Below are 14,037 nucleotides of genomic sequence, written 5' to 3' on the forward strand. Positions count from 1 at the left end.
TTTCCGGTTCGAATTCGAGTCCGAATCCCCGTCGGAGGGGATTGCCTTTTGGCTTTTCCGACTTTATCAGAAGAACTTCGGTCGAATTAAATCGGCCGTAGCTTCCGGTAAGCGGTCGGTTGCGCTTCGCCGGATATAAATCCTGGCCGAAGCGGAGAAGAGACTAGCCGTCGCGGATGAACTTGTCTAGTTCGTTGCAACCGTTTGAATCTACCTCCCCCTGCTACCCGTGTCAACGGGTTTCTGGGGCGAAGAGGAGATTAGCAGGTCAGCGGGGTGCGGCGCACATCAGGCGGCGGTCGGGAGGGTGGTGTCGCGGTCGGTGGAGCCCACATCCCCGGTCACTCCGGCGCGTACGGCTCGGCCTCCCAGGACGTACACGTACAGGAGGAAGCCCAGCTCGGCGAGGACGCCGATGCCGATGCGGGCCCAGGTGGGAAGGCCGGAGGGGGTGACGAAGCCTTCGAGGACTCCGGAGACGAAGAGGACCGCGGCGAGGCCGAGGGCGACGCCGAGGGCGGAGCGGCCTTCCTCCGCCAGGGCGGCACGGCGCGTGCGCGGACCCGGGTCGATGAGGGTCCAGCCCAGTCGGAGGCCGATCCCGGCCGCGACGAAGACGGCGGTCAGCTCGAGGAGACCGTGCGGGAGGATCAGGCCGAGGAAGGTGTCGAGGCGGCCGGCCGAGGACATCAGGCCGATGCCGACGCCCAGGTTGAGCATGTTCTGGAACAGGACCCACAGGACGGGCAGGCCGACGAAGGCGCCCAGGACCAGGCAGAGGGCCACCGCCTGCGCGTTGTTCGTCCATACCTTGGCGGCGAAGGACGCGGCGGGGTGGCTGGAGTAATAGGTCTCGTACTCGCCACCGGGGCGGGTCATGGCACGGAGGTCTTCGGGAGCGCCGATGGACGCCTGGATCTCGGGGTGGGCGGCTATCCACCAGCCGATGAGGACGGCGACCACGGTGGAGCCGATCGCCGTGGGAATCCACCAGTGGCGCAGGCGGTAGACCGCAGCGGGGAAAGCCGTGGTGAAGAAGCCGGCGACGTCTCGCCAGGAGGCCTTGCGCGCGCCGGTGACCGTGCTGCGGGCGCGGGCCACGAGGGACGTCAGGCGGCTGGTCAGCGCGGGGTCGGGGGCGTTGGAGAGGAGGAGGGAGAGGTGGGTGGTGGTGCGTTGGTAGAGAACGACGAGTTCATCGGCCTCGGCACCGGTGAGGCGGCGCTTACGGCGCAGAAGGGTTTCGAGCCGGTCCCATTCGGCGCCATGTGCCGTGATGAAGACATCGAGGTCCATACGGGGTCGCTCCTCGCAGCGCCGTGGGTGGGTACCGGACCCGGTCAGCTTGGCAGACTGGCCGAGCCCGGCGTGGGCGGGGCTTGAGGACAGCGTGCGGAACGAGCGAGAGGGAGTGGGCGCGGAGTGAGCGGACTGGTCACGGGCGAAGCGGTGGTGCTGGGGCTGCGGCCCGCCAGGCTGGCGACCCGGGGGCTGGCGGTGGCGGTGGATGTGGCCGTGGCGTGGAGCGTCTATATCGCGGAGTCGATGCTGTTGCTGGGCGCGACGTCGTCGTTGGACAGCGCGGCGGTGGCGGCCGTGTCGGTGGCGGCGTTCGTGCTGGTACAGGTCGGGATCCCGATCGTGATCGAGACGCTGAGCCATGGCCGGTCGTTGGGGAAGGTCATCTGCGGACTGCGGGTCGTACGGGAGGACGGCGGGCCGATCCGGTTCCGGCACGCGCTGGTGCGCGGGGCGATGGGGGCCGTCGAGATCGTGCTGACGATGGGGGTGGTGGCGGCCATCGCCTCGTTGGTCTCGGCCCGGGGGCGCCGGGTGGGGGATGTGTTCGCCGGGACGTTGGTCATACGGGAGCGGATGCCGGCGGCCCAGGTGGGGATGGCGTTGCCGCCGCCACCTCCTTGGCTGGCGTCGAAGCTCGGGGCGCTGGACCTGTCGCGCGTGCCCGACGGGTGGTGGCTCACCGTGCGGCAGTACCTGACGCGGGTGGGGCAGCTGGATCCGCAGGTGGGTGCGGCGATGGCGGGGCGGCTGGTGGAGGACCTGCGGGGGTTCACGGGCGTACCGGGGCCGGCGGGGGTGCATCCGGCGGCGTATCTGGCCGCGGTGGCCGGGGAGCGGCAGGTGCGGGAGTCCCGGCGGACGTTCGGGGTGTCGACGGGGGTCGGGGCCGTACCGGCAGGGGCTGTACCTGCAGGAGCCGTACCGGGAGAGGCCGTAGCGGGAGAGGCTGGGGCCGTATGGGCGGGGAGCGGGACCGTACCTGTGGACCACGGGGCGGCACCGGCGGGGGCTTGGGCGTCGCCTGGGGCTGGTGCCGGTGCTGTGCCGGGGAGCGAGGCGAGGGCCGAGGGCGGGGCGGGCGCCATGGGGCTCGGCGGGGCGGCCGTCGCCGGGCACGGGGACGGGAATCAGGGGGACGAGGACGGAGACGGGGGTGGTGGTGCGGGTGGGCAGCGGCGGCCGCGGTCCACGGGGTTCGCGCCGCCGGTGTGATCACGAAGGCGGTCCTGCGGGAGACGTGCGGCGGAGATGTGTAGCCGGAGACGTGCGGCGGGGCGTGGGGCGGAGGGAGCGGGGCGGAGGAGTCAGGCGGGGGGCGGCGATGAGGTGAACGTCGACGGCGGGGAGTCGAGGGATTCGAGTTCGATGCCGGGGGCGGCGAGGACCACGTCGCCGGCGATGTGGACGGTGTGCTGCTCGCCGGTTTCCAGGTCGTTGACCTGGTATTCGTCGGCGATGAGGGGGGCGTTGTCAGTGGCGTGTGGTGTGCTTCTCACCAGAGCCCAGGACTGGTCGAGGGTGCGGGGCGCGAGGACGGGGGGTGTGAAGGCGACGAGGCGGGTGCGGACGGCGCCGGCGCCGAGGGCGGGGCGCAGCAGCCGGGCGGTGGCGATGAGGAAGGCGGGGGATGCGCCCGTGAAGGCGTGTGCGGGGACGTTGCCTTCGGTGGCGTGTTCCCCGGTCGGGTCGGTACGTACCCAGGTGACACCGTCCAGGGCGGCGCCGCGGACCTGCCAGGCGGCGGCGTGGAGTTCGAGACGGACGGGGCGGCCGAGGTCGTCGAGAGTGAGGTCGACGGAGCCGATGTGATCGCCGGACGGGTTGGTGATCTGGGAGACGTAGCGCCAGCCGGAGGGGCCGGTGGCGCAGTGGAAGTGCTCTTCACCGAGGGGGGTGTGATCGTGCGGATCGTGGAGCGAGTAGTGGCCGCGGGGCATGGGGGATGCAGTCCTTCGGGCGGTCGCCGGCGGGTGGGGCGGCCGGTGGAACGGGGGCGGTGCGGGCGCACGGGCCTTCGCAGGGGTTCGGGCCTTCGCGGGGGTTCGGGGGGTTACGGCCCAGGCCCCCGCCGTGAGTGGCGAGGGCCTGGGGTCACCGTCCGCGGGGGATGCGCGCCGGCGGACCGGCACCGGTGGCGCCGGTCATCCGGTGGGCGCGTGATGCTCAGAAGCGGTGCGGCTCAGGAGCCGTGGGCCTCGGGATCAGTAGCGGTAGTGGTCGGGCTTGAAGGGGCCTTCGACCTGGACGCCGATGTAGGCGGCCTGCTCCGGGCGCAGGGTCGTGAGCTTCACGCCCAGCGCGTCGAGGTGGAGGCGGGCGACCTTCTCGTCCAGGTGCTTGGGGAGGACGTAGACGTCGGTCGGGTACTCCTCGGGCTTGGTGAACAGCTCGATCTGGGCCAGCGTCTGGTCCGCGAAGGAGTTGGACATCACGAAGGACGGGTGGCCCGTGGCGTTGCCCAGGTTGAGCAGGCGGCCCTCGGACAGCACGATCAGGACCTTGCCGTCGGGGAAGGTCCAGGTGTGGACCTGCGGCTTGACCTCGTCCTTGACGACGCCCGGGATCTTGGCCAGGCCGGCCATGTCGATCTCGTTGTCGAAGTGGCCGATGTTGCCGACGATCGCCTGGTGCTTCATCTTCTCCATGTGCGAGGCAAGGATGATGTCCTTGTTGCCCGTGGTGGTGACGAAGATGTCCGCGGTCTCGACGACGTCCTCGAGCGTGGTGACCTGGTAACCGTCCATGGCGGCCTGCAGGGCGCAGATCGGGTCGACCTCGGTGATGATGACGCGGGCGCCCTGGCCGCGCAGGGACTCGGCGCAGCCCTTGCCGACGTCGCCATAGCCGCAGACCACAGCGGTCTTGCCGCCGATGAGGACGTCGGTGGCGCGGTTGATGCCGTCGACGAGGGAGTGGCGGCAGCCGTACTTGTTGTCGAACTTCGACTTGGTGACGGAGTCGTTGACGTTGATCGCCGGGAAGAGCAGGTCGCCGTCGCGCTGCATCTCGTAGAGGCGGTGCACGCCGGTGGTGGTCTCCTCGGTGACGCCGCGGATCTCGGAGGCCAGGTTCGTCCACTTCTGCGGGGCCTCGGCGAGCGTGCGGGTGAGCAGCTCCAGGATTGCGCGGTGCTCGTCGCTCTCGGCGGTCTCGATCGCGGGGACCTTGCCGGCCTTCTCGTATTCGACGCCCTTGTGGACGAGGAGGGTGGCGTCACCACCGTCGTCCAGGATCATGTTGGGGCCGCCGGTGGACGAGTTCGGCCAGGTCAGGGCCTGCTCGGTGCACCACCAGTACTCATCGAGGGTCTCGCCCTTCCAGGCGAAGACCGGGACGCCCTGGGGGTTGTCCGGCGTGCCATCGGGGCCGACGGCGATGGCCGCGGCGGCGTGGTCCTGGGTGGAGAAGATGTTGCAGGAGGCCCAGCGGACCTCGGCGCCCAGGGCGACCAGGGTCTCGATCAGGACGGCGGTCTGCACGGTCATGTGCAGGGAGCCGGTGACGCGGGCGCCGGCCAGCGGCTGGGCGGCGGCGTACTCCTTGCGGATCGCCATCAGACCGGGCATCTCGTGCTCGGCGAGGGTGATCTCCTTGCGGCCGAAGGCGGCGAGGGAAAGGTCCGCGACCTTGAAGTCCTGGCCGGTGGCTGCTGCTGTCGTCATGCGTGCTGCTCCTCGGGGAATCGAGGCGGATGGGCTGGCGGTCTGCGGCGCGGGCTGGGGTTCCCCAGCATCAGCTGGCGGGAGGAGCGTACGTGCGCGTTCGCGCAGGCGGACACACCTCTCCCTGGGCCGCAGCGCAGTCCGTCGAAGGTCCTCTCTCCCTCGGCCGGTCCGCGGTGCGGGCCGACCGACCGCCATCAGCAGCGACGTCTGGCACTGGTCACGAATCTACACCGATCGGGCCGGTGAACCCCAGCCAGGCTGGGCCGCCTCGGTGCGGTCCCGACCACGGGAGGGAGAGGGGAGGCATGGGGAAGGGAGGCATGGCTCAAGTGCCGGAGGGGCTTTGCTCGGGCGGGGCCGTCATGCAGGATGCCGGGAGCGCGGGAGCATCCGGAACGTCTGCTCCGCCATCCGCTCCGCCGTGCGCATGTTCGTAAGGAGAACCACGTGACCACCAGTACAGCGGAATCCCCCGACGATGGTGCGGAGAGGGGCGGGCCTGCGCTGAAGCTGCTCGCCGTGACCGCCTGCCCGACCGGCATCGCCCACACGTACATGGCCGCGGAGAAGCTGGCCCAGGCCGCCGCGTCGCTCGGTCATGAGATGAAGGTGGAGACACAGGGCTCCATAGGGGCCGAGAACGTACTGTCTGACAACGATGTCAGGAGCGCGGACGGGATCATCATCGCCGCGGACAAGGACATCGACCGGAGCCGGTTCATCGGCAAGCGGCTGCTGGTGGTGGGGGTCGCCGAGGGCATTCGCCACCCTGAACAGCTGATCGCGCGGGTGCGGAGCGCGCCGGTATACGGGGGCGGGGCGCCGCTGCATGAGGGCGGGGCGTCGGCGTCCGGTGGCGCGGGTGACGGCGGTGACGGCGGTGTCGGTGGCGGTGATGCCGGCGTCAGGGGCGGCGCGCGTGGCGGTGGCGGCGGCGTCGGGAGCGGGGCCGGGGTCGGAGCCGGTGTGGCCGGCCGCGGCGGGGAACGCGGTGTGGCCTACAAGGCGCTGATGAACGGCGTCAGCTACATGATCCCGTTTGTGGTGGTCGGCGGTCTGCTGATCGCGATCTCGCTGGCGCTGGGCGGGCATCCGCAGGCGGACGGCGGCCTGGTCATCCCCGAAGGCTCGTTCTGGAAGCACGTCAATGAGATCGGTGCCATCGGCTTCACGCTGATGGTGCCGATCCTGTCCGGCTATATCGCGTACGCGATCGGCGACCGGCCGGCGCTGGTGCCGGGCATGATCGGCGGCTGGATCGCCAATACGGGTGAGCTGTACGGCTCCAAGGCGGGCGCGGGCTTCATCGGCGCGATCGTCGCCGGCTTCCTGGCCGGCTACCTGGTGCAGGGGATCAAGAAGATCAGGGTTCCCCGGTTCGTACGGCCGATCATGCCGATCATCGTGATCCCGATCGTGGCGACGACGACGCTGGGGCTGTTCTTCATCTACGTCATCGGCCGCCCCATCTCGTGGGTGTTCACGCACCTCACCGGCTGGCTCGGCGGGATGACGGGGTCCAGCGCGATCCTGCTCGGCGCGATCCTCGGCCTGATGATCGCGTTCGATATGGGCGGTCCGGTCAACAAGACCGCGTTCCTGTTCGGTGCCGGGCTGATCGCGTCCGGCAACCAGACGGTGATGGGCATGTGTGCCGCGGCGATCCCGGTGATGCCGCTGGGGCAGGGGCTGGCCACGCTGATCCGCAGGCGCCGGTACTCCGGGCAGGAGCGGGAGACGGGGATGGCAGCGCTGTTCATGGGGCTCTTCGGGATCTCCGAGGGCGCGATTCCGTTCGCCGCGGCGCGGCCCGCGCAGGTCATTCCGGCGAACATGCTGGGTGGTGCGGTGGCCGGCGCGGTCGCGGGGATGGCCGGGGTGACGGATGCGGTGCCGCACGGTGGGCCGATCGTGGCGGTGCTGGGTGCGGTCGGCGGGGTGCCGGCGTTCTTCCTCGCCGTGGTGATCGGTTCGGTCGTGACGGCGCTGACGACGGTGGCTCTGATGGACGTCGCGGAGCGGCGGAAGGGCGGGGCGGCCGCGACGGCTCCGGTGAGCGCGGGGACGGCGGGGCCGGCGGCTGCGGCAGGTACGGCGCCTGCGGCAGGTGCGGCGGCTCCGGCAGGTGCGGCGCCTGCGCCAGGTGTGGCTGCGGCAGCTGCGGGGGTGCCCCTTACGGGCGCGGCCGCGGCTGCCGCCGTCGCCGTCGCCGTCGCGGAGGATGCGCGGAGTACTGAGGAGGCGGAGGTGGCCGCCCCCGCCGAGGTGCTGTCCGGCTACCTCACCGAGCAGACCGTCACCACACAGCTGACCGCCGGCGAGAAGGACGCGGCGATCCGCGAGATGGCCGCGCTGGCGGCTGCCGGCGGCACGGTGGCGGACGTCGACGAGCTGATCCGGGCCGCGCTGGCACGGGAGGCGCAGGGCACCACCGGGCTGGGTGAGGAGATCGCCATCCCGCACGCCAAGACGGATGCGGTGACCGCGCCGGTCGTCGCCTTCGGGCGGTCCGCGGACGGTATCGACTGGGGTTCGCTGGACGGCTCGCTCGCCAAGATGGTCTTCATGATCGCGGTGCCGGAGGCGGCGGCCGGGGACGAGCACCTGCGGATCCTGGCGCTGCTGTCACGGAAGCTGATGGACACCGGCTTCAGGGCGCGGTTGCAGGGTGCGGCGGACGAGGCGGCTCTGCTGCAGATACTCCGGGAGATCCATTAGGACAGGTGCTCCGGGAGATCCATCAGGGGGGTGTGAACAGAGCCCCCAGGGGACGCCCCCGCGCTCGCCTGGAGCGCGGGGGCCGAGTGGTGATTTTGCGGGGGCGGGTCAGTGGGCGCCGGGGGTCTTGGCGGTGGCGGGGCCGGCGGCGACGGTCTCGTCGTAGATATCCGGTTCGAGGTAGATGACGCGGGCGATGGGGACGGCCTCGCGGATGCGGGCCTCGGCGGCGTTGATGGCGTCCGCGACCTGGGTGGCGGTGTCGTGGCCGCGCACCGCGATCTTGGCGGCGACCAGCAGCTCCTCGGGGCCGAGGTGGAGGGTGCGCATGTGGATGACGCGGGTGACGAACTCGCCGTCGACGATCGCGGTGCGGATCGCGGCGACCTCTTCGGTGCCCGCGGCCTCGCCCAGCAGCAGGGACTTCGTCTCGGCGGCCAGGACCAGGGCGATCAGCACCAGGAGCGTGCCGATGCACATGGTGCCGATGCCGTCCCAGATGCCGTTGCCGGTGGCGAGGGTGAGGCCGACGCCGCCGAGGGCCAGCACCAGACCGACGAGCGCGCCCAGGTCCTCCAGCAGGACGACCGGCAGCTCGGGGGCCTTGGCACGGCGGACGAACTGCGTCCAGGTCTGCTTGCCGCGCAGCTCGTTGGACTCCTTGATGGCCGTACGGAAGGAGAAGCCCTCGGCGATGATCGCGAAGACCAGGACACCGATCGGCCAGTACCAGTCCTCCAGCGGGTGCGGGTCGTGGATCTTCTCGTAGCCCTCGTAGAGCGCGAAGACGCCACCGATGGTGAACAGGACGATGGAGACCAGGAAGCCGTAGATGTAGCGCTCGCGGCCGTAGCCGAAGGGGTGCTCCTCGGTGGCCGCCCGCTTGGCCTTCTTGCCGCCGAGCAGCAGCAGGCCCTGATTGCCGGAGTCCGCGAGCGAGTGCACGCCTTCGGCCAGCATCGAGGACGAGCCGCTGAAGGCGAAGGCCACGAACTTCGCTGCGGCGATCGCCACGTTGGCGCCCAGCGCCGCAACGATCGCCTTTGTCCCGCCTGATGCGCTCATTGGTGCCGCGTATCCCTTCCATCATCCGGATCCCCCTTTGTCGGGTTCATCCGGTTCGCCCCGGCCCTCCGGGGCCTTCCGGCCGTCGGGCTTCACCGCCGCTCGACGGCCTGCGGCGGTCATTGTGACAGCACGGCGCGAGACGTCCGCCACGCGGCCGTCCGGCGGACGGCCGTCCTGCCCGTCGTGATCCGTTATGCCCCGCCGTGCCGGTCCGTCTCGCTACGCCACGACGGTCGCGCGGAAGAGGGTGCCCGCTCCGGAGAGGGTGAGCTGTTCACCGGCGCGTACGAACGCGGACTCGCCGGGGGCGAGGGTCAGCTCGGTCCCGCCGTGCTCCGGGCTCTGTTCCGGGCTCTGTTCCGGGGCCTCGTCGGCGCGGTGCAGCCGGACCGTGCCGGCCGTGCACAGCAGGATCTGCGGCGTGCGGGAGACCAGGGCGCGCGGGGCGCCGCCGGGGGCGAGGACGAAGCGGGAGAGCCGGAACTCGTCGACCGGGGTGTCGTAGACCTCCTCGCCGGCGACGTCCTCGGGACGCAGCACGGTGGCGTCGCCGGCTTCGAAGCGGACGACGCGCAACAGTTCGGGGATGTCGACGTGCTTGGGGGTCAGTCCGCAGCGCAGCACATTGTCGGAGTTGGCCATCAGCTCGACGCCGAGTCCGCTGAGGTAGGCGTGCGGGATACCGGCGCCGAGGAACAGCGCCTCGCCGGGCTGGAGCCGTACGTGGTTGAGCAGCATGGCCGCGAGGACACCGGGGTCGCCGGGGTAGTGGTGGGCGATGCCGGCGTAGGCGGCGTAGGCGTCGGCGTGCGGTCCGCCCTCGGCGGCCCGCTGCCCGGCCGCGACGGTGGCGCGCTCGACCGTGCCGGCGATGGCGTGGTGCTCGGCGCCGAGTACGGCGGTGAGCACCTCTCGCAGGGCGCCTTCCTCGGGCGTGGCACGCAGGATGTCGACGTACGGGGTGAGGTCGTCGATGCCCAGGCCTTCCAGGAGGTCCGCGGCCTGGGCCGGGTGGCGGAAGCCGCACAGCCCGTCGAAGGGGGTGAGCGCGACGATCAGCTCGGGCTTGTGGTGGGCGTCCTTGTAGTTGCGGTGGGGGGCGTCGAGGGGGACGCCGCGCCGTTCCTCGTCGGCGAAGCCCTCCCTGGCCTGGGCCAGGTCGGGGTGGACCTGGAGGGAGAGCGGTGAGCCGGCGGCGAGCAGCTTGAGCAGGAAGGGCAGCCGGGGGCCGAAGGCGCGCACGGTGTCCGGGCCGAGCTCGGCCTCGGGTTCGGCGTCGATCGCCTCGGCCAGGGAGACCGGGCCCGCGCCACGGTCGATGCGGGAAGGGGCGCCGGGGTGGGCGCCCATCCACATCTCGGCCTGTGGTTCGCCGGTGGGCTCGGTGCCGAGGAGTTCCGGGATGGCGGTGGTGGAGCCCCAGGCGTAGGGGCGCACGGTGTTGGCCAGGCGGTCCATCGGGGTCGCTGCTTCCTGCTGGTTGTTCGTCCTACGACGGCGTACGGCCGCAGCGGGGCGGCATACGGCTGTGTGCGTGCCACTGCGTTCGTGTCACTGCGTTCGTGTCACTGCGTTGTGACTGCGTTGGGTACGGGGGGCACGGCCGGCTCTGTACGGCGGGCCGCTCGTGCAGGTCACCCGGTACCGGCGAGCGCCAGGTAAACGGCGCCGAAATCCGCGATGGCGAGCAGCTCCGCGGCCTTCTCCAGATCGCTGCCGGCGCCCGGTTCCAGCTCGGTGAGGGTGGTGTCGCGCTCCTCGGCGAGCGCCTTGGCGGCGCGGGTGGCGGACAGCGGGCCGGGCTCCTGCTCGCGCAGCAGCACGACCCGGGCGTGCAGCGCCGTCGCGGCGGGCTGTTCGACCCGGTCACGGAAGAAGTCATCCGGGTCGGCGCCTTCGGCGAGGGGGCCGACGAGCAGGGTGCGGTGGGTGGTGAGCGCCTCGGGCAGTTCGGCGGCGAGCGCGGGGCGGCCGGCCAGTCCGGCCAGTTCGGCGGCGAAGTGCCGCCCGACGGCGTGCGCGAGGGGGCCCTCGGTCCATATCAGCGGGAGCGCGTCGGCGAGGTCGGCGGCGAGCGTCTTGCCGGGGTTGGTGTAGGTGGGGATGGCCGGGCCGCAGCGCTCGGCGAGCTGGTCGAGGCGGTCGGCGAGCTGGTCCAGGGCGACCGGCGGGGCGCTGATCAGGCCGATCCGGTCGGTGAGCATCAGCAGCGGGATCAGGACGGACCAGAGGGTGCCGGGGGCGGCCGGGGGCGCGCCCTCGACGTCGAACTCGGCGTCGTACGCGGTGGTCGCCAGTGGCACGGCGAGACCGCGGGCCTGGGTGACGGCGTCGGAGAGCGGGCCTCCGGCCGGGGTGACGGCGACCACCGAGCAGCCCCGGCGGTTGGCCTGTTCGACCAGTTCGGCGAGGCCGGGGTCGGCGGCGTCCGGGCCGGCGAGCAGCAGCAGGTCCAGCGGGCCGGCCCAGCCGGGGAGCGTCCAGCGCAGTGCGCCGGGCAGCGGGGCGACGCCGGTGGGCTGGATGAGGCCGACCGGGCAGGTGCCGCCGGCCAGGGCCCGCAGCAGGTCGGCGACGCCGGCCGCGGCGGGTCCGGGGCCGGCGACGAGGACGGAGCGTGGCCGGCCGTCGGGCGTCAGCCGGGAGATGCCGGATTCGGTGGCGCTGCGGGCGGCGGTGCGGACCCGGGCGCCGGATTCGGCGACGCCGCGCAGCAGACCGAAGCGGTCGGCGCCGGCCAGTGCGTCAGGGGCGTCGAGGAGTGACTCGTCGAGCATGGTGGGCGCGGCCTCCGATCGCCGGTACGGGCGGGGGTACGCGGGCGGTGCCGGGGCGGGCCCGGCGGGGCCCGGTCAGGCGGAGCCGGGGTTGCTTCCCGTGCCGTCGGCGCCGGGGCGGCGGGCTTCGTCGACGAGGAGTACGGGGATACCGTCCCGGACGGGGTAGCCGAGGCCACAGTCACCCGAGGTGCAGACCAGCTCCGCCGGGTCCGCGTCGGTCCGGTCCTCGAGCGGGGCGTGGCACGCCGGGCAGGCGAGGATCTGGATCAAGCTGGCTTCGACCGGCATGGATGCGACTCCTTCAGGGTGATTGCGGCGTGGCCAGCGTACCGCCGGACGAGGGGCCCCGGCCTGCTCGGAGGGAATACGCGGAGGTGGGAGGCGCGCGGGAGAGTGGCGGGCGCGCGCCCAGGAGGCAGCGCCACCCGCCACCGCAGGTGACCGCGGAGGTCCGCGGTCCTCGGTGTCCGCGGCCCTCAGCCCTCCCCGTCCGGGATGCGGGATGCAGGATGCGGGATTCCCGGAGGGCGCCCGCTCAGCCGCGGATGATCGCCAGGGCCTCGTCGCGGACCCGCTCGACGGTCTCCTGGTCGCGCGCTTCGGCGTTCAGACGCAGCAGCGGTTCGGTGTTGGAGGGGCGTACGTTGAACCACCAGTCCGCGGCGGTGACGGTCAGGCCGTCCAGTTCGTCGAGGGTGATGCCCGGGCGGCCTTCGTAGGCGGCCCGGATGGCGGCGAGGCGCCCGGCCTGGTCGTCGACGGTGCTGTTGATCTCGCCGGAGGCCGCGTACCGGTCGTACCCGGCGACCAGCTGCGACAGCGGGCCGTCCTGGCCACCGAGAGCCGCCAGGACGTGCAGCGCGGCGAGCATGCCGGTGTCGGCGTTCCAGAAGTCGCGGAAGTAGTAGTGGGCGGAGTGCTCACCGCCGAAGATCGCGCCGGTCCTGGCCATCTCCTGCTTGATGAAGGAGTGCCCGACGCGGGTGCGGACCGGCGTGCCGCCGTTCTCCGCGACGACCTCCGGGACGGACCAGGAGGTGATGCAGTTGTGGATGACGGTGGCGCCGGGGGCCTTGGCCAGTTCGCGGGCGGCGACCAGGGCGGTGATCGCGGAGGGGGACACCGGGTCGCCGTTCTCGTCGACGACGAAGCAGCGGTCCGCGTCGCCGTCGAAGGCGAGGCCGAGGTCGGCGCCGACCTCACGGACGCGTGCCTGGAGGTCGACGATGTTCGCGGGGTCGAGCGGGTTGGCCTCGTGGTTCGGGAAGGAGCCGTCCAGCTCGAAGTAGAGCGCGTCGAGTTCGATGGGCAGGCCCTCGAAGACGGTGGGAACGGTGTGGCCGCCCATGCCGTTGCCGGCGTCGACGACGACCTTCAGGGGGCGGATGCCCGAGAGGTCCACCAGGCCGCGGAGGTGCGCGGCGTAGTCCTCCAGCACATCGCGCTGGGTGACCGATCCGGTGGCGGGCACCGGCTCGGGCGCGCCGTCCGCACTCCAGCGCTCGACCAGTTCGCGGATCTGGGCGAGGCCGGTGTCCTGGCCCACCGGGGCGGCGCCCGCGCGGCACATCTTGATGCCGTTGTACTGGGCGGGGTTGTGCGAGGCGGTGAACATCGCGCCGGGCAGGCCGAGGGCGCCGCTCGCGTAGTACAGCTCGTCGGTCGAGCACAGCCCGATCTCGGTGACGTCCGCTCCGCGGGCCGCGGCGCCGCGCGCGAACGACCGGGACAGCCCGGGTGAGGACGGCCGCATGTCGTGCCCGATCACGATCGCGTCCGCGCCGGTGACCTCGACGAAAGCGGCTCCGAACAGCTCGGCGAGCGGTTCGTCCCAGTCGGTGGGGACGACGCCGCGTACGTCGTACGCCTTCACGAGGTGCGAAAGGTCTTTCACGAGGCAGTCCTCCTGGGGTGGGTTCGGCCACCCCAATTTATCCACGCCGGTGTCACGGCGGGACGGGAGGTACGGCGCCGGGAACGACGACGGAGGAAGCACGCCACGCGCGGCGGTTGGCCGGGGGTCAGTCGGGCGAGCGCAGCACCCGCAAGTGCCCCCGGCGGGCGACCTCCATGGGATGGGGGTCGCGGGCGCCGGACGGCGGGGAGCCGTCGCCGGCGGCGCGTTCCTGGGGGCGGGCGGCCTCGCGTACCGCGTTCGCCAGCGCTTCGAGGTCGTCGCCGCTGGGCCGTGCCGGTCCGGAGTCGACGGCGAGGCGGACGACCTCCCAGCCACGGGGCGCGGTCAGCCGCTCGGAGTGCTCGGCGCACAGGTCGTAGCAGTGCGGCTCGGCGTAGGTGGCGAGCGGTCCGAGCACAGCGGTCGAATCCGCGTAGACGTACGTCAGCGTTGCGACGGCGGGGCGGCCGCACGCAGTGCGCGAACAGCGACGTACAGGGCTCACGACGTTGGACGGTACCGCACTCTTGAGCGGGCCGCGACGACTCTCCCCCGGCTCACCCAACCGTGTCGTCCCGCTTCGTCCGATGCGTCTGACCTGCACCCG

The 14,037-nt window shown here is 72.0% G+C and carries 11 protein-coding genes; 2 read left to right on the forward strand and 9 right to left on the reverse strand.

Going from position 1 to position 14,037, the window contains the following annotated elements:
* Positions 1 to 288 precede the first annotated feature (288 nt).
* Complete coding sequence (locus AZE13_RS18640) at positions 289 to 1,296, reverse strand: stage II sporulation protein M (RefSeq protein ID WP_066932800.1); 1,008 nt, start codon at positions 1,294 to 1,296, stop codon at positions 289 to 291.
* 126 nt (positions 1,297 to 1,422) lie between these two features.
* Here AZE13_RS18640 and AZE13_RS18645 point away from each other — a divergent pair, with 126 nt between their 5' ends.
* Positions 1,423 to 2,514 carry an RDD family protein gene (locus AZE13_RS18645; RefSeq protein WP_066932805.1) on the forward strand — a complete coding sequence of 364 codons (1,092 nt, stop codon included), beginning with the start codon at positions 1,423 to 1,425 and terminating at the stop codon, positions 2,512 to 2,514.
* Between the two features lie 92 nt (positions 2,515 to 2,606).
* On the opposite strand, the gene AZE13_RS18650 is transcribed toward AZE13_RS18645, so the two are convergent.
* Together AZE13_RS18650 and ahcY are read right to left on the reverse strand one after the other, a co-directional pair.
* Entirely contained in the window at positions 2,607 to 3,239 is a 633-nt protein-coding gene (locus AZE13_RS18650; RefSeq protein ID WP_066932807.1) for a hypothetical protein, read from the reverse strand.
* 264 nt (positions 3,240 to 3,503) lie between these two features.
* Positions 3,504 to 4,964, reverse strand: coding sequence for an adenosylhomocysteinase (ahcY, locus tag AZE13_RS18655; protein ID WP_066932809.1), 1,461 nt, complete (start codon positions 4,962 to 4,964; stop codon positions 3,504 to 3,506).
* 522 nt (positions 4,965 to 5,486) lie between these two features.
* On the opposite strand from ahcY, the gene AZE13_RS18660 reads away from it, so the two are divergent.
* Entirely contained in the window at positions 5,487 to 7,685 is a 2,199-nt protein-coding gene (locus AZE13_RS18660; RefSeq protein WP_398780175.1) for a fructose-specific PTS transporter subunit EIIC, read from the forward strand.
* Between the two features lie 108 nt (positions 7,686 to 7,793).
* Here the strand turns inward: AZE13_RS18660 and AZE13_RS18665 are convergent, their stop codons facing one another.
* The 6 genes from AZE13_RS18665 to AZE13_RS18690 form a co-directional block, all read right to left on the reverse strand.
* Positions 7,794 to 8,750, reverse strand: a complete 957-nt coding sequence (locus tag AZE13_RS18665; RefSeq protein WP_066932813.1) for a cation diffusion facilitator family transporter — start codon at positions 8,748 to 8,750, stop codon at positions 7,794 to 7,796.
* A gap of 222 nt (positions 8,751 to 8,972) precedes the next feature.
* A complete protein-coding gene (gene manA, locus AZE13_RS18670) occupies positions 8,973 to 10,211 on the reverse strand; it encodes a mannose-6-phosphate isomerase, class I (RefSeq protein ID WP_066932815.1) in 1,239 nt (412 codons plus the stop codon).
* A 176-nt stretch (positions 10,212 to 10,387) separates the two neighbouring features.
* Positions 10,388 to 11,530: an SIS domain-containing protein gene (locus AZE13_RS18675; protein WP_066932817.1), complete on the reverse strand. Its 1,143-nt coding sequence runs from the start codon at positions 11,528 to 11,530 to the stop codon at positions 10,388 to 10,390.
* 75 nt (positions 11,531 to 11,605) lie between these two features.
* On the reverse strand, positions 11,606 to 11,821 hold the full coding sequence (locus tag AZE13_RS18680) for a Trm112 family protein (protein ID WP_066932819.1): 216 nt from the start codon (positions 11,819 to 11,821) through the stop codon (positions 11,606 to 11,608).
* A gap of 247 nt (positions 11,822 to 12,068) precedes the next feature.
* On the reverse strand, positions 12,069 to 13,427 hold the full coding sequence (locus AZE13_RS18685; protein ID WP_066932821.1) for a phosphomannomutase/phosphoglucomutase: 1,359 nt from the start codon (positions 13,425 to 13,427) through the stop codon (positions 12,069 to 12,071).
* 127 nt (positions 13,428 to 13,554) lie between these two features.
* Positions 13,555 to 13,995, reverse strand: coding sequence for a DUF3499 domain-containing protein (locus tag AZE13_RS18690; RefSeq protein ID WP_079124135.1), 441 nt, complete (start codon positions 13,993 to 13,995; stop codon positions 13,555 to 13,557).
* Positions 13,996 to 14,037: the final 42 nt, after the last annotated feature.

It is taken from the genome of Streptomyces sp. NBRC 110611 (assembly GCF_001590865.1).
In the GTDB taxonomy this organism is placed as follows: Bacteria; Actinomycetota; Actinomycetes; order Streptomycetales; family Streptomycetaceae; genus Streptomyces.